The 19,907-nt window shown below is 60.2% G+C and carries 18 protein-coding genes; 3 read left to right on the top strand and 15 right to left on the bottom strand.

Annotated features, from left to right (window positions below; genetic code table 11):
• Positions 1-55: 55 nt before the first annotated feature.
• From groL to MWL89_RS03020, 4 genes are all read right to left on the bottom strand, one after another.
• On the bottom strand, positions 56-1,687 hold the full coding sequence (gene groL / locus MWL89_RS03035; protein ID WP_102379072.1) for a chaperonin GroEL: 1,632 nt from the start codon (positions 1,685-1,687) through the stop codon (positions 56-58).
• Positions 1,688-1,785: 98 nt separating this feature from the next.
• Positions 1,786-2,073 (bottom strand): co-chaperone GroES, encoded by a 288-nt coding sequence (locus MWL89_RS03030; protein ID WP_102379073.1) that lies wholly within the window; start codon positions 2,071-2,073, stop codon positions 1,786-1,788.
• 211 nt (positions 2,074-2,284) lie between these two features.
• Positions 2,285-3,073, bottom strand: a complete 789-nt coding sequence (locus MWL89_RS03025; RefSeq protein ID WP_244411708.1) for a response regulator — start codon at positions 3,071-3,073, stop codon at positions 2,285-2,287.
• On the bottom strand, positions 3,066-4,295 hold the full coding sequence (locus MWL89_RS03020) for a sensor histidine kinase (RefSeq protein ID WP_244411707.1): 1,230 nt from the start codon (positions 4,293-4,295) through the stop codon (positions 3,066-3,068). The genes MWL89_RS03025 and MWL89_RS03020 overlap by 8 nt, the downstream gene beginning before the upstream one ends.
• A gap of 349 nt (positions 4,296-4,644) precedes the next feature.
• On the opposite strand from MWL89_RS03020, the gene MWL89_RS03015 reads away from it, so the two are divergent.
• Positions 4,645-6,192: an FAD-dependent oxidoreductase gene (locus MWL89_RS03015; RefSeq protein WP_244411706.1), complete on the top strand. Its 1,548-nt coding sequence runs from the start codon at positions 4,645-4,647 to the stop codon at positions 6,190-6,192.
• A gap of 15 nt (positions 6,193-6,207) precedes the next feature.
• Here MWL89_RS03015 and nadE read toward each other — a convergent pair whose 3' ends face one another.
• The 9 genes from nadE to MWL89_RS02970 form a co-directional block, all read right to left on the bottom strand.
• Complete coding sequence (gene nadE / locus MWL89_RS03010) at positions 6,208-7,026, bottom strand: NAD(+) synthase (RefSeq protein WP_244411705.1); 819 nt, start codon at positions 7,024-7,026, stop codon at positions 6,208-6,210.
• 107 nt (positions 7,027-7,133) lie between these two features.
• Positions 7,134-7,787 carry a hydrogenase nickel incorporation protein HypB gene (hypB, locus tag MWL89_RS03005; protein ID WP_244411704.1) on the bottom strand — a complete coding sequence of 218 codons (654 nt, stop codon included), beginning with the start codon at positions 7,785-7,787 and terminating at the stop codon, positions 7,134-7,136.
• 3 nt (positions 7,788-7,790) lie between these two features.
• A complete protein-coding gene (gene hypA, locus MWL89_RS03000) occupies positions 7,791-8,210 on the bottom strand; it encodes a hydrogenase maturation nickel metallochaperone HypA (RefSeq protein WP_244411703.1) in 420 nt (139 codons plus the stop codon).
• A gap of 142 nt (positions 8,211-8,352) precedes the next feature.
• Positions 8,353-9,174, bottom strand: a complete 822-nt coding sequence (gene tatC / locus MWL89_RS02995; protein ID WP_102379079.1) for a twin-arginine translocase subunit TatC — start codon at positions 9,172-9,174, stop codon at positions 8,353-8,355.
• A gap of 3 nt (positions 9,175-9,177) precedes the next feature.
• A complete protein-coding gene (locus MWL89_RS02990) occupies positions 9,178-10,140 on the bottom strand; it encodes a Sec-independent protein translocase subunit TatA/TatB (protein WP_244411702.1) in 963 nt (320 codons plus the stop codon).
• Between the two features lie 165 nt (positions 10,141-10,305).
• On the bottom strand, positions 10,306-10,509 hold the full coding sequence (locus MWL89_RS02985; protein WP_102379081.1) for a CASC3 protein CASC3: 204 nt from the start codon (positions 10,507-10,509) through the stop codon (positions 10,306-10,308).
• Positions 10,510-11,865, bottom strand: a complete 1,356-nt coding sequence (locus tag MWL89_RS02980; protein ID WP_102379082.1) for an amidohydrolase family protein — start codon at positions 11,863-11,865, stop codon at positions 10,510-10,512.
• Between the two features lie 140 nt (positions 11,866-12,005).
• Complete coding sequence (locus tag MWL89_RS02975; protein WP_244411701.1) at positions 12,006-13,340, bottom strand: coproporphyrinogen III oxidase family protein; 1,335 nt, start codon at positions 13,338-13,340, stop codon at positions 12,006-12,008.
• A gap of 143 nt (positions 13,341-13,483) precedes the next feature.
• Positions 13,484-15,052 (bottom strand): LuxR family transcriptional regulator, encoded by a 1,569-nt coding sequence (locus MWL89_RS02970; protein ID WP_244411700.1) that lies wholly within the window; start codon positions 15,050-15,052, stop codon positions 13,484-13,486.
• Between the two features lie 238 nt (positions 15,053-15,290).
• On the opposite strand from MWL89_RS02970, the gene MWL89_RS02965 reads away from it, so the two are divergent.
• Positions 15,291-17,126, top strand: a complete 1,836-nt coding sequence (locus MWL89_RS02965; RefSeq protein ID WP_244411699.1) for an FAD-dependent oxidoreductase — start codon at positions 15,291-15,293, stop codon at positions 17,124-17,126.
• 111 nt (positions 17,127-17,237) lie between these two features.
• Here the strand turns inward: MWL89_RS02965 and MWL89_RS02960 are convergent, their stop codons facing one another.
• Complete coding sequence (locus tag MWL89_RS02960; protein ID WP_102379085.1) at positions 17,238-17,900, bottom strand: antibiotic biosynthesis monooxygenase family protein; 663 nt, start codon at positions 17,898-17,900, stop codon at positions 17,238-17,240.
• Positions 17,897-18,415, bottom strand: coding sequence for a twin-arginine translocation signal domain-containing protein (locus tag MWL89_RS02955; protein ID WP_244411698.1), 519 nt, complete (start codon positions 18,413-18,415; stop codon positions 17,897-17,899). Before MWL89_RS02955 ends, MWL89_RS02960 begins: the two co-directional genes overlap by 4 nt.
• A gap of 247 nt (positions 18,416-18,662) precedes the next feature.
• On the opposite strand from MWL89_RS02955, the gene MWL89_RS02950 reads away from it, so the two are divergent.
• Positions 18,663-19,835 carry a helix-turn-helix transcriptional regulator gene (locus tag MWL89_RS02950; RefSeq protein WP_244411697.1) on the top strand — a complete coding sequence of 391 codons (1,173 nt, stop codon included), beginning with the start codon at positions 18,663-18,665 and terminating at the stop codon, positions 19,833-19,835.
• Positions 19,836-19,907 lie beyond the last annotated feature (72 nt).

Raw genomic sequence — 19,907 nt, 5'->3', positions numbered from 1 at the left:
AAGGCCGCCCAATTTCCGAGTTTGAAGCTTTACGGTAAAAACGGTAAGCGAGCGCTTACATCATCCCGCCCATGCCGCCGGCAGCGCCTGCGAGCGCGGACAAATCGGGGCCGTCTTTCGGAATCTCGTTGATGGTCGCCTCGGTGATGAGGATGAGCGCACCCACGGAAGCAGCGGACTGCAGCGCGGTGCGGGTAACCTTCACCGGATCGTTGACGCCCATCTCGATCATGTTGCCGTACTCGCCCGTAGCGCAGTTCAGGCCTTCGCCGACCTTCATGCTCTTCACGTGCTCGACGACAACGCTGCCTTCGAAACCGGCGTTCTGAGCGATGGCGCGCATCGGAGCCTCGAGCGCCTTGCGCACGATGCCGACGCCGACCTCTTCGTCCTTGTCGGCGGTCTCGACCTTGTCGAGCGCGGGGATGGCGTTCACGAGAGCCACGCCGCCGCCGGCGACGATGCCCTCTTCAACCGCAGCGCGGGTTGCCTGCAGGGCATCCTCGATGCGGCTCTTCTTCTCCTTGAGCTCGCTTTCGGTAGCAGCGCCGACCTTGAGCACCGCAACGCCGCCGGAGAGCTTGGCCAAGCGCTCCTGGAGCTTTTCGCGGTCGAAATCGGAATCGACGCGATCGAGCTCGGCCTTGATCTGGTGGATGCGATCCTCGATGGCCTTCTTGTCGCCAGCACCGTCGACGATGAGCGCGGTGTCCTTGGTGACCTTGACGGTCTTGGCATGGCCCATCATGTCGATGGTGGCATCGGCCATGGTCATGCCGAAGTCCTTGTCGATGACCTGCGCACCGGTGACGGCGGCGATGTCCTCGAGGATGCGCTTGCGGCGATCGCCGAAGCCGGGGGCTTTGATGGCAACGCAGTTGAAGGTGCCGCGCAGCTTGTTCAGGAGGATGGTGGCCAGAGCCTCGCCCTCAACGTCTTCGGCGACGAGGAACAGCGGGCGACCGGACTTCATGACCTCTTCGAGCAGCGGAACCATGTCTTGGATGTTGCTGACCTTCTGGTCGGTCAAAAGGATGTAGGGGTCCTTCAGAACGGCTTCCATCTTCTCCATGTCGGTAGCCATGTAGGGAGAGATGTAGCCGCGGTCGTACTGCATGCCCTCGACGATGTCCATCTCGAGACCGAACGTCTGACTCTCCTCGACCGAGATCGCGCCGTCCTTGCCGACAGCGTCCATAGCCTCGGCGATCTTCTCGCCGATCTCGGCATCGCCTGCGGAAATGGTGCCGACGTTGGCGATCTGATCCTTGCCGGAAACCTCGGTTGCGGTGTTCTTGATCTCCTCGACAACGGCGTCGGTTGCCTTCTGGATGCCGCGGCGGATACCGAGCGCATCGGCACCGGCGGTCACGTTTCGCAGACCCTCGGAAACGATGACGTCGGCGAGCAGCGTTGCGGTGGTGGTGCCGTCGCCCGCAACGTCGTTGGTCTTAACGGCAACTTCGCGGACGAGCTGGGCGCCCATGTTCTCTACCGGATCCTCCAGCTCGACTTCCTTGGCGACGGTCACGCCGTCGTTGGTGATGACGGGCGCGCCGTAGGACTTCTCGAGGGCGACGTAGCGGCCCTTGGGGCCAAGGGTTACCTTAACGGCATCGGCCAACTTGGAAACGCCGGCCGCAAGTGCGCTGCGCGCATCGGCTTCGAACTTGATATCTTTTGCCATAGTGCTCATTTCCTCTCATTTACTTACTGCAACCCGCGCTTTCCGCATCGATGCAGCGAAAAGGCGGTATGTTTGACAGGGATACAGAAAAACTAGGCTTATGCGAAGACCGCATACAGGTCGTCGGCACGCAGGATCAAAACGTCCTCGCCGTCGACGGTAACCTCGGTGCCGCCGAACTTCCCATAGATAACCTTGTCGCCGACTTCGACGGGCATCGGCAGATGCTTGCCGTCCTTGTCGAGCTTGCCATCGCCTACGGCGAGCACAACACCGGTCGTCGGCTTCTCCTTGGCCTCCGACGCAATGTACAGACCCGACGCAGTCGTGGTCTCCGCCTCATCCGGCTTGATGATCACGCGGTCACCCAATGGTTTAAGATTCATATCTATGCCTTCCTTTCGATCGGCTCTTTCTGAATCACGTCACGTTGCTCTATTTAACCACTCGTTTGAGCTGAGTGCTAGCACTCTTGAGTAACGAGTGCTAAACAATGCGGTATATTACCACCAACGGCAGGGAATGCAACCCAATTTGAGAAAACCTAAGTCTCTTTGACTTAGGTTTCACAAGGACTCTACACATCGTACCCCAGCTTCACGACCCCGGCACCACAAGCCCGTTCTCGTAAGCGAGCACTACGAGCTGCGCGCGATCGTGTGCGCCGAGCTTCGACATGATGCGAGCCACATGGGTTTTGACCGTTGCCGGAGAGATAACGAGATCGGACGCGATATCGTCGTTCGTGAGGCCCCGCGCCACAAGAGCGAGGATTTCCCGCTCGCGCTCGGTGAGCACCGAAAGCGATGTCTCGGAATGAACCCTGCGCGTGCGCGATTCGACGAACGTTTCCACGAGCCTACGCGTAATCGAAGGCTGGATGAGGGCATCGCCTTGGGCGACCACCTCGATGGCATCGGCTATATCGTCGGGCTCGGAATCTTTGAGCATGAACCCGCTCGCCCCGGCGGAAAGCGCGTCGTACACGTATTCGTCGATATCGAAGGTCGTCAGGATCAGGACGTGCGTATCAGCCAGCTCGGGATCGGCGGTGATTTCCGCCGTCGCCTCGATGCCGTTCTCGATCGGCATGCGTATATCCATGAGCACCACGTCGGGCTTCGTCTCGCGCACGCGCTCGACCGCCTCGCGCCCGTTGCTCGCCTCCCCCACCACCTTGAGGTTCTCGAACGACGAGAGGATGAGTTTGAACCCGTTTCGCACGAGATCCTGATCGTCGGCGATCACCACGCGCAGCTCGGGTCCGCGGCTGAGCGCCTCGTCGGCCATGCGCGCAGCCTCTTCGCTGCGCTGGCGCAAGCGCTCCTGCATCTCCCGGTATTTATCGTTGTAGAGGTCGGAGCCCCCGATGAGTTCTTCAGCCATGATTCCTCCCAGCTTCGGTCAAAGGGATGCCCACGCGCACGGCGAATCCCTTGCCCGCGCGGTTGTGCGCGGTTATCGTGCCATCGAGCAGGCTCACCCGCTCGTTCATACCCTCGATGCCGTGCCCGTCGGTTGCGCCCTCGTCGCTGCGCCCGCACCCGTCGTCCTCGACGGAAAGCCGCACCGTCTCGCCATCGACGGCGAGACGAATCGAAGCGTGGCTTGCCTGCGCATGTTTCACGATGTTGGTTGCAGCTTCGCGGGCGATGCCGAACAGCGCCACATCGATATAGGCGGGAACCCGTTCGCGATCGAAGCCCGAAGCGTCGTAGTCCACCTCGATGCCCGCATCCTCGAGGTACGAGACGATATCGGCCATACGCTCGGTTCCCACAGTCGGAGCCGTTTCGGCCTGGGCATCGCCGCTGCGAAGCACGCCGATCATGCTACGTATCTCCTCGAGGGCGTCCTTCGAGGTTGCGCGGATCGTGCCGATGGCCTCTTTGGCGGCTTTCGGATCCTTGTCGATAAGGCGATCGGCCGCCGCAGCCTGAATGCTCACCGCCGACAGCGAGTGAGCCGTAATGTCGTGGATTTCGCGGGCGATGCGGACGCGCTCCGCCTCGACACGGCGGGCAGCCTCTTCCTCGCGGCTCTTCTCCGCCGCGATGGCGCGCTGCTCGGTTTCGAGCACGTACTCCTGATGGGTGCGCAGGGCGAAACCGCCGAGCGCGGCAGCCACCATGTACGTGACGTTCTGCAGCCGCATAAGATCGGCCAGGCTTTCGCTCTTCGTCGGCGGCGCAATGAAGAGCAGCGAGGCAACCGCGAGCACGGTGGCAACGATGGCCTCCGTGCGATCGCGCTCATGGGCTATCGTGAACAGCGCGATGATCGGGCCGAGCACGGCAAGCGTATATCCGTTCAAAACGCTCTGCGTTCCGAGAAAGGCTATCATCACGAAGATGAAAACGAGCCAAGGCGATTTGCGCCGCGCCACAAGCGGCAGCGTAGTCAAGCCTACGGCAACGTACGCCCCCGTCTGCGGCATGGAGTTCGGTATGCCGAGCAATTGGCGGAAAAGCTCATCGGGCATAACGACCGACGACAGCGTCAAAAGAAGCTGTGCGCAGCCGAACGCGAACGCACCGAGCGCGACGGCGGCATCGAACAGCCAATCGGCGGCAGTGAGCTTTTTGCTGTTTATAAGAAAATCTTCCATACGGGTATAGTAGGTGAGATGAGGGGCTTTTCGCCATACTCTGGCAAGAGTATATTCAAACTGTAACTATGTACGGAATACGACGGGCACCGAAGACCTCGTTTTTGCCTGGCACAGCGCGGCACCCCTCGCCCCGAGCAGAGCAACAGCTGAACGAGGCGCCCGCGATCCCGCCCATGCCGTCCGCCAACCGTTCATCCCGTATGCCGAGGCTTTGATGGAGACATTGCGACGTTCGGCAAAACGGGTGGTGACAAACCCGCCCGCAGGGCCCTATACTCGGTGATCCTCGTACACGTATCGCCGAAGCGCTGTTCGGCTTGCATCCGAAAGGAACACGATCGCCTCAATGGAACGACGCGACTTTTTCAAGCTTGCCGGAGCGTCTGCCGCCACCCTGGCGATCGGCGGAGCCCTGTTCGGATGCGAAACCGAGATCGTCGCTCCCAAAACGGCTGACCCGACGCAGGGCGAAAACGTCGTCGGCTCCCCCGCAATATCGTTTTCGGAAACGGTCGACGTGCTCGTCGTCGGCAGCGGCATCGCCGGTCTCTCGGCTGCCATGGATCCCATCGAACAGAAGCGCTCGGTCCTCGTGGTGGAAAAGCGCGACTTGCTCGGCGGCGAAAGCTACGAAGCGAACGGCCTGTTCTACGTTTCGGGCACGTCCGTCCAGCAAGGGGCGGGTATAACGAAAACGGCCGAAGACGCCTGGAAGGAACGCAAGGCGCAGCTCGAAGAAGAAGGCAACACCGACGACCTCCACTTCAAGCAGAGCCTCGTCATGGCGCAAACCGAATGGATCGATCGCGCCGCAAACGACTACCACGCCAAGTTCGCCGATCCGAAAGAGTACGCGAAGAGCGCGACGACCGAATCGATCCTGCTTCCGAAAAAGGGCATCGGCGACATGGAAAGCGTTATGGCCCCCATCAAGGAGGGACTCTCGGGCAAAGGGGTGTCGTTCACCCTCGGCATGCGCGCAACCGCGTTCATCCTCGATAGCGCGAACAACCCCGTAGGCATGCGCTTCTACTCCGACAAAGCAGGTACGGTACTCGACGTAAAGGCGCGTAAAATCGTCCTGGCATCGGGAGGGTTCTGCTCGAACCAGCAGATGATCAGCGATAACACGCCCGACCAAACGACGATCGGATGCTTGACCGTATCATCCACCGGCGACGGCATCGCCCTCGGCGCGACCCTCGGCGGTCAGACGGCCGACATGAGCCAGCCCGCGTTGCTCACCGGCGACATCCCCCGGGTTTCCGCCTGGGGCGTATTCGGGCCGACCGTGAACCTTTCGCCCCAGGGCGTCCGTTTCGCCCGAGAAGATCAGGTAGGGAAAGCAGCCGCCGAATGCGTATCGCTCGGATTCGGCTTCTGGTGGACGGTGTTCGGCAAGCAGCTCTCCGAAGGCCTCCTCTCCCGAAGCGTTGCCTCGGTATCGAGCAAGTACGCAAAACGCATCGTGGGGCCGTTCGATTCGCTCGAAGATCTCGCCTCGGCCATAAGCGTGCAGACCGAGACGCTCGAGGGCACCTTCGAAGAGTACGAAAAAGCCGTCGAAGCGAAGAAGGACGGGGCGTTCGGCCGCGAATCGGCTCTTGAGGAAGTCGGCGGGCCGTATTACGCCATCAAGCAGTTCCCCGTCAGATACAAGACGCTCGGAGGCTTGAAAACCAACGACGCGGGGCAGCTCGTCAATGCGACCTCGCTGCCCGTTGCGAACGTATACTGTTGCGGATCGTGCGCTGCCGAAAGCGCGAACGGCCTTGCCTCGAACGCGGCGTTCGGCATGATCGTCGGAAAAGCCCTCGTCGAAGAGCTGGCTTCGGAAGATGCGCAGACGGAACAGCAGAAGGACGATGCCGACAAGACCGCTTCGTCCAGCTGATCCGGCCCAGAGGCGCTATCGGTAGAACGGAATGCTCGGATACGGCGGCTCTAGGGCGCGCTTGAACGCGTAGCGCTCAACCGTTGCGAGCACATCGCGTACCGCATCCTCGGAAAACCCCTGCGCAACAACCTCGTCGACCGACCTTCCGTGTTCGAGCACGGCGATCAGGATCTCGTCGAGATCGGCGTACGCGATGCCGAGGCTTCGCTCATCCTGCTGATCGGGAGCGAGTTCAGCACTCGGCGGCTTCACGAGCGTGCTTTCGGGAATGGGTACAACCAACCCGTCCCGGGCGGCCTTGCCGTTGCGCCACTTGCCGATGCGGTACACATCGGTCTTGTAGATGCCGCCCATCGGCGCAAACGCCCCGGCGGTATCGCCGTACAGCGTCGAATAGCCCATCATCGCCTCGCTCTTGTTGCCCGTGTTGACGAGCATCCATCCGAATGCGTTCGAGAGGGCCATCAGGCACACCATGCGACAGCGCGCCTGGGTGTTCTCGGCGGCGAGCCCCGTAAGCTCTCCCCCGCACGGCTTGGCAAGCACGCGCTCGAACGCCTCGAACGGCTCGAGAATCGAGATGGTCTGCGCGCGTATGCCGAGGTTATCGGCCAGATCTTGGGCGTCTTCGACCGAATGCTCGCTCGAGTACGGTCCGGGAAGCAGTACGCCGTGCACGCGCTCGGCGCCGAGGGCATCGACCGCCATCACGGCAACGACGGCCGAATCGATACCGCCCGAAAGCCCAATGACCGCATCGGTGAACCCGGCGTTATCGGCGTACTTCCTGAGCGCCGCTACGCACGCTTCGTACATTTCCTGAGGTTGCATGCTCCCGCCTTTCCACGCCGCAAGCTACAGACAGCCGCACAGCCGCCCGCCGTAATGCATCCAGTATAGGCTGCGAAGGTTTCGAGCGTATTGCCGGCGCGTTACTGCTACTGAATCGCGCGAATCTGCTCGGCGAGCCACTCGGCCCACTCGGCGACTCCCTCGCCCTTGGTTGCGGCTATAGGGAAGATGGGTGCATTGGGATTGAGTTGGTTCACCGAAGCGTAGAACGCATCGCGATCGAAATCGAATACGGGCATCGTATCGACCTTGTTGAGGATAACCGCCTCGGATGCCTGGAACACACCCGGGTACTTGAGCGGCTTGTCGTCGCCCTCGGGAACCGAAAGGATCATGACCTTCATGTTCTCGCCCAGATCGAAATCGGTGGGACATACGAGGTTGCCCACGTTTTCGACGATGATAAGGTCGAGGCGCTCGAGATCGAGCACATCGACCGCTCGACGGATCATGTCGCTTTCGAGGTGGCAGGCACCGCCCGTGTTGATCTGCACGGCGGCGATCCCCTGGGCCTTGATCTTCTCGGCATCGACGCTCGAAGCGATATCGCCCTCGATGACGGCGATGTTGAACTCGTCGCGAAGCGCATCGATCGTCGCAAGGATTGTGGAGGTCTTGCCCGAACCGGGGCTCGCGAGCAGATCGAGCACGAACACGTTGTGCTGAGCGAACAGATCGCGGTTCTTTTTTGCCAGCTCGTCGTTTTTGCCGAGAATCGGCTGCTTGATGTCTATCTGCATGCTTTACGCTCCTTCACTCTCGCTGTCAGCGGGTTTCTGTTCCAGGGCATCGACATCGTCGGCCCCGCCTTCGTCATCCGGAATGTCAACCTCGATCGAATCGATCTGCAGTTCCTTGCCCGCAAGCAGCTTGGTTGCGAAGCTGCCGCACTCGGGGCAGAGCATGTGCAATCGATCGTGCTCGTATTCGACGCCGCACTCGAGGCAGAGGCTCTTGGGCTGAATCATGGAGATCTCGAATTCAGCGCCTTCGCAGATGGTGTTTTCGGAGAGCGCCTCGAACGCAAAGCGGAGCGCGTCCTCGATCGCCTCGGTCATAACTCCAACCGAAAGGCTGATCTTGAGAACCTTATCGGCCCCCGCATCCTTGGCAGCGGTCTCGACCGATTCCATGACGCCGGTCATGATGCCTAATTCGTGCACGTGATGAACCTTTCGCTCTCGCAGCGATCCGCCCGCGGCGGCATATCTGCGGTGTTTCGTACCTGAAAGTGTAATCGGTGTTGCGCCCTATGCCGAGCGCAACACCGATCAACGTAGTCAAACCTATCGCGAGCGCACGAGGTTAGTCTTTGTCTTTCTTGCGCTCCTTCTTCATGGCAGCGTATTCCTCTTGCCATTCCGCCTCTTCGGCTTGGGCGGCCTCGTACGCCGCCGTCTGCTCCTTGATGCGCTTACCGAGCACAAGACGAGAGATCAACAAACTCGCTTCGTACAGCGCGACGAGGGCGGCGAACATGAGCAGCATCGTAACGGGCGAGGCGTCGGGCGTCACCATGGCCGAGATGACCATGAGGGCGATGTAGACGGTACGCCAGCTGTTACGGAGCTTCTTGTACGGCACCACGTCGAAGATAACGAGGTAGAACACGATGAGCGGCAGCTCGAATGCAAAGCCGAAGCCGAGCTCGAACTTGATGATGATATCGAGATACGAACTGGCTCGCGCCATGATCTCCCAGCCTACCGCCTGCTCGGTAAGCCACTCAAATGCGGGGTTGAGAATGATGAGGTAGCAGAACACCGTGCCGAAGATGAACAGGGCGACGGCCGCAGCGAACGTAGGGACGAACCACTTGCGCTCGTTGGGCTTGAGCGCTGGAAGGAAGAACGCGAGTATCTGCCACAAGATTACCGGCATGCAAGCCACGAGCGAAGTCCAGAATGCCAGTTTGAAACGCTGCGCAAACGGCTCGAACGGATCGATGACTATAAGATCGGTGGGAAGATAATCGCGGATGGGCGCGATCAGGAATTCGGAAATCGTCGGTGTTGCCAGGTAGAAAACGCACACTGCCACAGCCAAACAAACGAGGATGCGCACAAGACGCATGCGCAGTTCGCTCAGATGGTCGAAAAGGGGCATACGCGCCGGACCGATAGGCATAGCTTATTCCCCCTTTTCCTCAGTCGTCGGTTTGCTGCTTGCAGCGGGCTTGGCTGCAGAGGATTTCGCCGCTGGTTTGGCCGCCGTCTTCGAAGCTGCGGGTTTGGCTGCCGTTTTCGATGCGGCCGATTTCGCAGCCGTGGTTTTCGACGTTGCCGGCTTTGCTGCGGCAGTCGCCTTGGAGGCAGTCGCCTTCGCAGCGGTCGTCCTCGATGCCGCCGATTTAGCGGCAGAAGCGGTCTTGGTAGCGGCAGTCGAAGTCTTAGCCGCCGATGCGGTCTTGGCGGCAGTCGTCTTCGACGCGGCCGGCTTTGCGGTCGCAGCCGTTTTCGAAGCGGTGGTTTTCGCGGCGGTGGTCGACGTTGCGGCAGACGAGCTCTTCGCCGCCGCCGTGGACTTGGCAGCCGTTGGCTTTGCCGCCGCAGCCCTTGCTGCGGGCTTCTTCGCAACGGATTCGGTCCCATCGGCCTTTGCATCGGCCTTGGCCGTCGTCGAGGTTGCGGTCTTCTTGGCAGCTGCGGGCTTGTTGCCGTACAACTCGTCGGCGGACGGCTTGGGCTTCTCGTCGGCCTTTGCACCGTCGGTCGCCTTCTTGGCCGCTACTGCGGCACCGGCCGCGGCCGCCGTCGGGCCTGCGGCCGCCTTCTTCTCTTCGGCAGCCTTCTTCGCCGCACGCTCTTTGTCGTACTTCGCCTTGCGCTCCGAGAAGCTCTCGGTCTTCTCCTCGTCCTTCTTGCCGACCTCGCTGATCTTCGACAGAGCGTCGAGCGGGTTCTTGAAGGGCTCGTCGGAGGTAGGATCGTACACCTCGGTCTTGATGACCTTGTTCATCTCCTCTTGAGCGCTTCTGAATTTGCCGATTGCTTTTCCAATCGTTTTCGCAATCGCGGGAAGCTTATCGGGTCCGAATACGAGGAACCCGAACAGCAGCACGAGGAAAAACTCGATTCCACTGATACCAAACAAGGTAACCCCTATACATTCTCATGGCACAAGCTCGTCTTGCTACGCTCGCACCTCATCGATCTTTAACCGAATCATAGTAGCACAAACCCTCGGTTCGATACCCTCGGAAACGCGCATGAGCATTATTCCACAGACGGGTAACCCGCTGCGAGTACGCCGAAGATCCTACGAACCGCCGCCCATCACCATAAGCGCCATGGTGGGAAGCGAAAGAGCCAGCACCAAGATCACGGCGACGATCACAATGAAGGTCTTTTTGAGCTTCTCGGATTTCTCGCGCTTTTCTTTGGCTCGCGCCTCGCGTTCTTGGGCGGCCTTGATGCGCTCGCTTCTCTGCTGAGCGGTGAGTTTTTGTTGCTTGTTCGACATTTACATCCTCAGTTTTCCACGTATCTCGATCACGCGAGCGATGTTCTTGGCGACCTCGACGTCCACATGCCAGTGATTCTTCTCGTACAGCATCGTGCCGGCGACCATGGTCATGAGCACGTCCGCACCGCTGCAGGTGTTCACCACGGCGGAAACCGGATCGGAAGACGGGGTCTGATGCGAACCGGACAGGTCGACCGCGATAACGTCGGCTTCTTTGCCCACCTCGAGCGAACCGACCTTATCGTCGAGCATGAGGGCGCGCGCTCCGCCGATCGTAGCCATCTCGAGCATGGTCTGGGAATCGAGGAACTTGCCCACGTTGACCGCGCGCTGCACGAGCATGCCGATGCGCATTTCGGCGAGCATATCGGTCGAATCGGTAGCCGCAGGCGAATCGGTGCCGAGACCAAGGCGCAGGCCCGCACGCAGAAACTCGCTGATCGGAGCGACGCCCATGCCGAGCTGCGCATTGCAGCGCGGGCAGGCGGCGATCGCCACATTGTATTCTTTCAGCTTCTCGATATCCTCCGCATCGATGTGGACGCAGTGGATGGCGAGCACGTTGGGCGCATCGAACGCGCCCCAGTTGAGTGCATAGCGGATCGGAGTCGTGCCCGTGGGAAGCCATGGCGGAATCTCCACGTAGCCGCGCTTCTGATCCATTTCGTGCACCGAGAACGGTGACGAGCCGTACTTGATGAAGTTGTACTCCTCGCGGCTGCCCGCAAGGTGCATGGCAACCGGCATGTCGTGCTTGGTCGCAAGCTCGGCGACGCGGGCGAACATCGAGGGGTGGCAGACGTAGAGGGCCGAGGGCGCGATGCCGATGGTGATACGGCTCGAATCGACCTCTTCTTTCCAATGGGCGATATCGTGTTCGGCGAGCCTCATCGCGTAGTCGACGCGGTGCTTGTCGAGCGCACCGACCTCGCGGTAGATCACGCTGCGCAGGCCGAGCTTCTGGGTGGCCGTGCAGGCGGCGCCGGTCGGCGTGATGTCGGCGACGCAGGTGATACCCGAAGACAGCGCCTCGAGACCGCCGAGAATAGCCGAATCGTACCAGTCGCCCGCCTCCATGCGGCTGCCTTTTTCATGCACCGAAGTGATCCAGGTGGCGTAGGGCACGTCGTGCACTACGCCGCGCATGACCGCATTCTCGAGATGGGTGTGCAGATCGATAAGGCCCGGCATTACCGCAGCGAGACCGAAGTCCTTGACTTCCTCGTCGGGGTAGCGCAGTTTCAGCATGTCGGCCTTGCCGAGGTCGCGGATCTTTCCGTCGCGCACGAGCACAGCACCATTGGTGATCGGCTCGGACGTTATGGGCAGAATATAATGTGCGCACAATAACATAGGCGTCTCCTGAAAATCGTGTGGCACGTATTCTAGCATTGATGGCGTCCGACCGCCCGCATGTCCACGCTAATATCGGTTATTCGGCAAACCGCTGTCGGCGAGGCAGACGGGCGGGTCGGAAGAACCCCGTACTCGTCTTACGCAGGAGTCCCGTCGCCGAAAAGCAGCTCGCGTTCGCTTCCTTTGAGCGCGGCGCGCGCTTGGTCGCGCAGGTTGTTCATGCCGCTGAGGAATTGCCGGTACATGACAACGGTAAGGTAGCGTCCGATGGGCGTGAGCGTCAGCTCTTCGTCGTTATCGGTCTCGAACGCCTTGTTTACGCGCATGAACGCCATCTCCATGGGAAGCCCCGCTTCGACACTGCAGCCGAAATCGCGTTTGAACTGCTTCTTATCGAGCCGAAGCTTGTAGAGATCGAGCAGGAAGCGATAGCGCATGAGATCGCGCTTGCTCATATTGGTCTTTCCCATGATGGACATGCGTCCGCTCTCGATGGCGGCGTTGTAATCCTTGATGCTGAAATTGTTGACGTAGAGGCACCCGTTCAGATGGGTGATGGAGCCGCTACCGATAGCCGGATACTCGTCGTAGTTCACCTGGTACTCCTCGATCTGCGGAGCGTCGGCGGGCTTCTCCTTCTTCTCTTCTTCGTCGCCCCGGGTAAACGTCCACAGGGTCGTACGGCGGAAAAGGGGATCGTCGCCATCGGCCAAGACGCCGTCGAGAAGCTGGTAGTAGCGGTATTCGCGATCGTAATCCATCTTGCCGAGCGTAGCGGCCATCTTGCGCGTCGTTGCCGAAGAAACGTACAGCGGCGAGAACGTGGTCTGCCGACACCCGCTGAGAGCGATCTTCTCCAAATCCGCCATCAGCACATCTTCGGTCTGCGAAGGGAAGTTGAAGATCATGTCGACGTTCAGGGAATCGAAATACGATTCGGCCTCGGCGATGCGCTCCAATATCTCTTCCCCGCTGCCGTATTTCTCGTAGCGGTCCATCTGCTTGAGCAAATCGTTGTCGAAGCTCTGCACGCCCACGGAAAGGCGTTGAACGCGGCCCCTCAGCTTGTCGAGCCACGGCTGCGTCAAGTGGTTCGGATTCGTCTCGGACGCGACTTCCCTGATGTCGAAATTGTCACGGGCGAGGTCGAGCGTCTCGCACAGCTCGTCGATCATGACGGTGGGAGTACCCCCGCCCACGTAGATGCTCTCGAAATCGTAGCCCAGGTCTTTGAGCATCATCATCTCTTTGCGCATGTTCTCGAAATACGGACGAGCAACCTCCTCCCGAAACGGATAGCGGTTGAAGCTGCAATACGGGCATAGACGCTCGCAGAAGGGAACGTGCATGTACAGCATGTATTTCTGCCCGGGGTTGGCGGGCGGCATCATCGTTTCGTCGGTCGGGTTCAGTGCGAGATGGCTCTTGGTCATAGTATGGATCAGGCGCGAAAGAATGCGCTCGGAAAGCATGCTGTCTCCTATTCAGTTAGATTTTTCTCGAACACATGATATAGCTTCTTGGACGGTTTGTGCACATTCTTGATCTTCGTCCATAGGGAATATCGATATGGGCTGATCACGGGCGCATGATCGGCACCCGAAATGCAAATGCCTCAGATCCGCATCTCGTGCGGCGCCTCCTCCTCGAAGCCGAAGCTTCTCTGCTCGGCCTCGACGGCTTCGAACACCTCCTGCTGGGAGTGGATGCCCATCTTGCGGTAGATGTTGCGGATATGGGTTTTCACCGTCTCCTTCGACAACGTGAGCTCGCTGCAGACGTAGGCGCGGTTGCGCCCCTTCGCCAGAAGCGCGAACACCTCTTCCTCCCGTGCGGTGAGATCGTATTTGCGGCACACGAGCGTGCACCCCATCTCGAAGTTGCCGGGCGGCGACTCGGCATCGCCGGGACGGACCATGCCCCATCCCGTTTGCAGGTTCTTCCGATCGGACAGCAGCAAAGCGAGCGCGAGCAGCACGAACACCATGACGATCGAAAGGCTGTAGGCTCCCTCGCCCGATAGCGGGATGACCGCCATCGTGGCCGACCCGAGCACCGCGCCGGTGAGCTGTCCCAAGAGCAAAAAGCACGTGGTGATGGCGAACACCCAGTTCGTCGGCAGGCCGCGCTGCTTGATCAGATAGACGCACAGCGCCCACATCATGATGTCCACGAACCGATACCCCGTCATCTGCACGAGCAGCGCGCCGATAAAATCGGGCGTTACGAGCGACATGAGCAGGTAACCGAGCGCCATGACGAGAAAACCCACCTGATAGATGAGCTGGTTGAAATCCATGCGGAAGAACAACGCGCATACGAGCAGGATCACCGCCGATAGGGCGAAGCTCGAAGCCGTGAGGGCGACAACGGGCCCATCGTAGTTGCCCGTGAGCAGAATCGTCTGCACGATGCCGAGCGAAAGCCCCTGGGTGAACGAGGTGGCGAGAAAGCGACGCGGCACGTTGAGCTGCACGTCGGTTACCGGCGGATAGAAATGGTGGACCGATCGGGCTTCCGCTCCAAGCAACCGCATGCTGAGAATCGGGATGAAAAACGCGATCACCCAGAGAAACACAGTGGAAAACGAGGTGATGAACACGAGGAAAGCCGCCGCGAGCACCGTGCCCACGATGCCGTGCAGGATGGTCTTGCGCGGCCCCAAATGCCCGAGCATGCGGCCCCATTCGACATGGAAGCACGACGTACCCGCCCCCATGAGCAGACCGCCTATGCAGAAAACCACCGAGTTGACCGCGGGGTTGAGCAGCGGCGAGAACGTGAGGATGCCGCACACGAGAGTCCCGAACGACATAACCGCAGGTATCGCCCGCACGTACCACGAACCCCTCGGCACCACGCGCTTGATCCTGAACAGGGCGCCGAGGACGAGAAACGTCACGGCGTACGCCGAGAGGGGAATGATCCAGCCCGGTATCGGCACGCCCGATTCGACGAGGAACGCCAGGCTGAAAAACGTCGTCTGGAACACGAGCCACACCCACGCCCAGAACAAACCGAACCCGATCGAAAGACGGTAGCGCGCCGCGATCTCCTGGCCGAAATCGCGCAGAATCGTTTTGCGCTCACGCGATTCGGTGAGTGCTGCATCCTGCGATTCCCTCGTTCGACCCATAACCCTCGCACCCCCGGCTTCAAGCGCATCGTGTGGAAATACTACCACACCTGCCCCATCGTCGCTTTGCACACCCGATTCTGCATCTACCCCCGCGGGGGTAGATGGCGTCCCCTCGCAAGTTACCCGCAGCCGGGGGATGCATAGTACCTCGTCAGAGGCTAGGGTGATCTCACGGAAGCGATCTGGCGCCGATGCTTCATCAAGCCGGCGCAAACACAGATCAGCCAACGCATAGAAGGGCGCAAAGCGCCGCAAAACCTACTTCACGGGAGGAAGGGGCATCATGAACAAGAAGGCAACGGGAGTATCGCGCAGGCAGTTTCTCATCGGGGCAGGACTCGCCGGCATCGGCGCCGCAGGAGCGGGGCTCGTCGGCTGCGCGCCGAACAACGAGGCACCGGCCACCGGGTCGTCGAACGGAGCCGCCAACGGCAAGGCTGCCGGCGACGCGGCATCGCTTGCGGGTAACCCGCTCGGCGCGAACGCAGCCGTCGAATGGTCGTTCATGACGCCGCCGGCCGAGATTCCCGCCGATCAGATCACGGGCACCGAAGACGTCGATGTGCTCGTCGTCGGCTGCGGTTTCGCCGGTGCCATCGCCTCGACGACCGCCGCCGAATACGGCGCTAAGACGCTCTGCATCGACAAGGCCTCCACCTGGTCGGGCCGCGGCGGGCACATCACCGCCTACGGTTCGCGCATGGTGAAGCAGTACGTCGAGGAGGGTTGGTTCGAGGAAGCCGACTACGCCCATATCGTGCGCCGCCTGACCGAATGGGCGACGGGACGCGTGAAGGAGCCGCTGCTCTGGCAATTCGCCAAGAAGTCCGGTGCCTGCATGGACTGGCTCGAAGACCTCGTCGCCGATTCGGGCCTGCATCCGACCCTCTGGGCGGGCTATTACAAGGGCCCCGACTACACCGAGGAGCCCATCACGCACTTCTTCTACGACGACACGACCGACTTCGTATACCTCGACGGCGTTTCCACCGGCCTCGGCATGGCGGTGCTCATCCCCGCCGTCATCGAACAGGGCGAGAAACTCGGTGTCGAATACCGCTACGACACCCCGTGCGTGCGCCTGCTCCGCGACGGCGACGGCCCGGTGACCGGCGCGATCATCGGCGAAGAGGGCAGCTACACCCAGGTCAACGCCAAGGCGGTCATCGTCGCATCGGGCGACTACCTCGACGACGACGAGATGCGCACCCGTTACCAGCCGTTCACCTGGAACGCCGACAGCCGCCTGTACATTCCCTTCGGCATCTCCACGGGCGACCTCCACAAGCAGGCCATGTGGATCGGCGGGGCCATGCAGGAGTCCGAACCCCACTGCTCGACGATCCATCTCGAATCGGGCGCCCAGAGCTACAACTTCCTCCACGTCAACGCCGAGGGCAACCGCTTCATGAACGAAGACGTGAACACGCAGTCGAAATCGTGCGTCAAATCGTTCCAGCCCGAGGGCAAGGCGTTCACCATCTACGACGCCAACTCCCTTGAATCGTTCGCCGAATCGTGCAACGATGGGCGCTCAGGCGGCATCTCGTCCGACCAGCAGTACCGCCGCTTCGGCGTTCCCTTCGACATGGAGGTCGAGCTCAAGCTGCGCGAAGAGAAGATCAAGCAGGGGCTTTTGTTCCAGGCCGACACGCTCGAAGAGCTCGCCGAGCAGATCGGCGTACCCGCCGACAACCTCAAGGCAACGGTCGATCGCTACAACGAGCTCTGCGCCAAGGGCAACGACGACGATTTCGGCAAGCGTCCCGAGATCATGTGGCCCGTCGACACGCCGCCGTACTTCGCCGGACAACTCGTATCCACCCTACTCGCCGCGTCAGGCGGCCTGCGCCAGGACACCGCCTGCCACATCCTCGACGAGAACAACCAGGCCATCGAGAACCTCTACGTTGCGGGAGCCGCGGGCGGCCAGTACTTCTCGAACGACTACCCCACCATCTGCCCCGGCACCAATCATGGCCGCTGCCTCACCTTCGGCCGCATCGCGGGCATCAACGCAGCGGGCGGCGATGCCGACAAGGAGATAGCCGACCTCGAGATCCTCGCCGGCCCCATGCCCGAAGCCGACCGCGTCAATACCGTAACGCCTTCGAAGTAAACGGGCGAGACCCCATCGAAAGGCCGTCGATCGGAGCGCTCGACGGCCGCATACGAAAGCCGAGGCCCAGCGAGGGCCTCGGCTTTCTTGCGTCTCGGCAAAACGCCGAGCTTAATCCGATAGCGAGGTAAGAAAAGCTTTCTCGGTAACAACGTAGGGGGTCAATTGCATGTCGGCCACGCATTCGACGCAGTCGGATTGCACAAGCCGCAAGTACCCCCAATGATATGGGGAGGTCATGTACTTTCCCAGGAAGGTCGCAGGCGTATCGAAATCGCAATCGTACACATAGTTCCAATCAACGGAACCGCTCGACTCGAAAACTTCCGATATCTGCGTGCTGACGAGTCCCGGAACGTATTCTCCGACCTTGAGCACGCGGCGGCGCATCATATCGATCACCTCGGGGGCGACTCCGTCCACGAGACGCATCAGCATAACCCGATGGCAGGTGCACTCGCCTTTGCCGAGGTTGGCATCTCCGGGACCATAAGCCACAAAGGTTACGTCGGCCGCAAGTTCTTCTTCTGAAACGGTCGCCTTCAGCTCGTCCCAAGCGCCGGTTGACGAAGCGGCATCATAATCCGTCCGCTCACGAAACGCCATCTCGCAAAACAGATCTCCGGGATTCGTAGGAGAATCATCGGGCACGACCTCGCAAATACCCACCTCGGAAACGCTTTCGCACAGCTTTCGCGCCGCATCCGCCATGGCTGTCTTTTGCTCAACGGATACGCCATCGGCAAATTTAACGATATACAGGGCGTTTATCATCGGTTCAGCACCTCCACGTCGGCTTCGGTTGAGAAATAGGATCGATCCCTGCTCTCAAGGCTCTCTTCGAGCCCGCGCCACCACTCGGTCACACTCGCATCGCCATAGGAGATGGCTGCAGCCAGTTTCCCATACCCCTCGAACGACCATATGAATTCAAGGGTATTGTTGCTCTCGGCATCGGTGAGCCAAATCGGAGGCGCAACGATGGCGTGCTCGAGCGTCATGCCCTTCTCCGCCGCAACGGTTTCGAGTCTTTCCAGGTAAGCATCATGCACCTCTCGCCCCTTGCCAGGCTTAACGACCATGCGATCGATGAGGTATATCATCGGTGCAGCAGCCTGTTCGGCAGAGGCATCCTCCTTCGGCGCATCCTCGGGTTCCTCGACCAGTGCCTCCGGCGCCGTATTCTGTTCGGCGCATCCCCCTAAAACTCCCATGGTCATCGCAGCGCATCCGGCAACCGCACCAACCTTCAGAAAATCTCGGCGAGAAACGCCATCCGGTTCTCCCATACGTCCTCCTTTCGTTTTCGGGCACCCGATCCGCCTTCGCCCAGTCTCGTCTGGCGTCAAACGAGCGAAAGCGTTAGAATCGGCATCGGCGATACGGCGTGGGGCCTTTCATCGCTCATACCTTTTCCGACGAATCGGGTAGCTCGGATGCTATCGTGGATCGGCCCGGGGATCGATCTCACGAAAAAGGCTATATGGCCGAAATGGATCATCCGAAAGGGACGATTTTCAAATCGGGAGGGAAAAAATGCAGGTGTATTTGCAGTCGGAACGCATTGATTTTTCGCGCTCGTCCAAGATCGCACTCGTCGATGCCGCCATCTGGGTTTGGTTCTACCAAACCTCTCACGCCGAAGGATCCATCCTCACCATGGCAACGGAAGCGTCATGGTACGGCCAAGGGGTGCTTGGCATCATCATTGCCGCACTTGTGCTGCTTTTGAAGTGGGATGCCTTTCCGCAGCGGTTTCGCATTCTTGCACCGATCGTTGCAAGCAGCGCCTGTGCGCTTTTAACGGCAGTCGGGCTTTTGGATCTGTCGGGGACCGTCGTTCAGCACGCTACGCTGGCAGTGCTGTCCTTCAGTGCATGCGCCTGCCAGCTGCTCCGACTCGACAACCTGGCAAAGTCAGACAACATCCGCATGCTCGCAACGGTGCTGACCGAGTCCCTCGTGATGTTTTACGCTCTGAATCTGATTCTCGCCGAATCCTCCCAAATCTTGCGCGATATCTTCATGATCGTTGCGCCGTGCGCTCTCCTGGCAGGGCTCAAAACACCTTCCGCTCCAACTAAAAACATGCGTCCTTTTTCCTTAAAAACACTGGTGACCACGCCGAATGTTCTCGTGTGCGCATTCGGCATCGCCGGGGGCTTCGTGTTCGTCGCTGGAGCCTTGCATGTTCCGACGGGCTTAAACGACCTGTTCCACAGCCCCATGCCGACCTACCCGACCATGCAGCTGCTCTACATGGCTCTCGCCATCACAGCCTCATCGGGCCTGCGCTTGCCCAAAGCGATGTACTTTTCTCTGGTCAACCTCTCATGGGCCTTTGGCTCGCTGTTGGGATCGTTCGCCATGCGCATGGCGCCCCAAATTCCCGAAGCCGTATCGTTCGTCCTCGCCGCCGCAGTTATGATGAGCTTCTTTTTGTTCCAAAGCACTTGGATAGACCGCCCGGAAACCATGCCGAGCACCCCCGACCAGCTCGTCGAAGAGATAGCTGGACAGTACGGCCTCACGAAAAGGGAGACCGAGGTTGCTGCCCTGCTTCTCGAAGGCCGAAGCCTTCGGCACATACAGAATGCACTGTTTATCTCAGAGGGTACGGCCAAAACCCACGCCAAACACATTTATGCAAAGCTCAACGTCCGAACGAAGCAAGAGCTCATCGACCTCTTCAAGAACGGAAGCAGATAAACCCCCGCACCAGTCGCCGCCGAACCGAGTAATCATAACTTTCGGATGACAAAAACCACCACAATCGTCGTT

Origin of the sequence: Raoultibacter timonensis, assembly GCF_022845715.1 — a bacterium.
Classification (GTDB): domain Bacteria; phylum Actinomycetota; class Coriobacteriia; order Coriobacteriales; family Eggerthellaceae; genus Raoultibacter; species Raoultibacter timonensis.
This window is presented reverse-complemented; position numbering and strand designations above follow the sequence as displayed.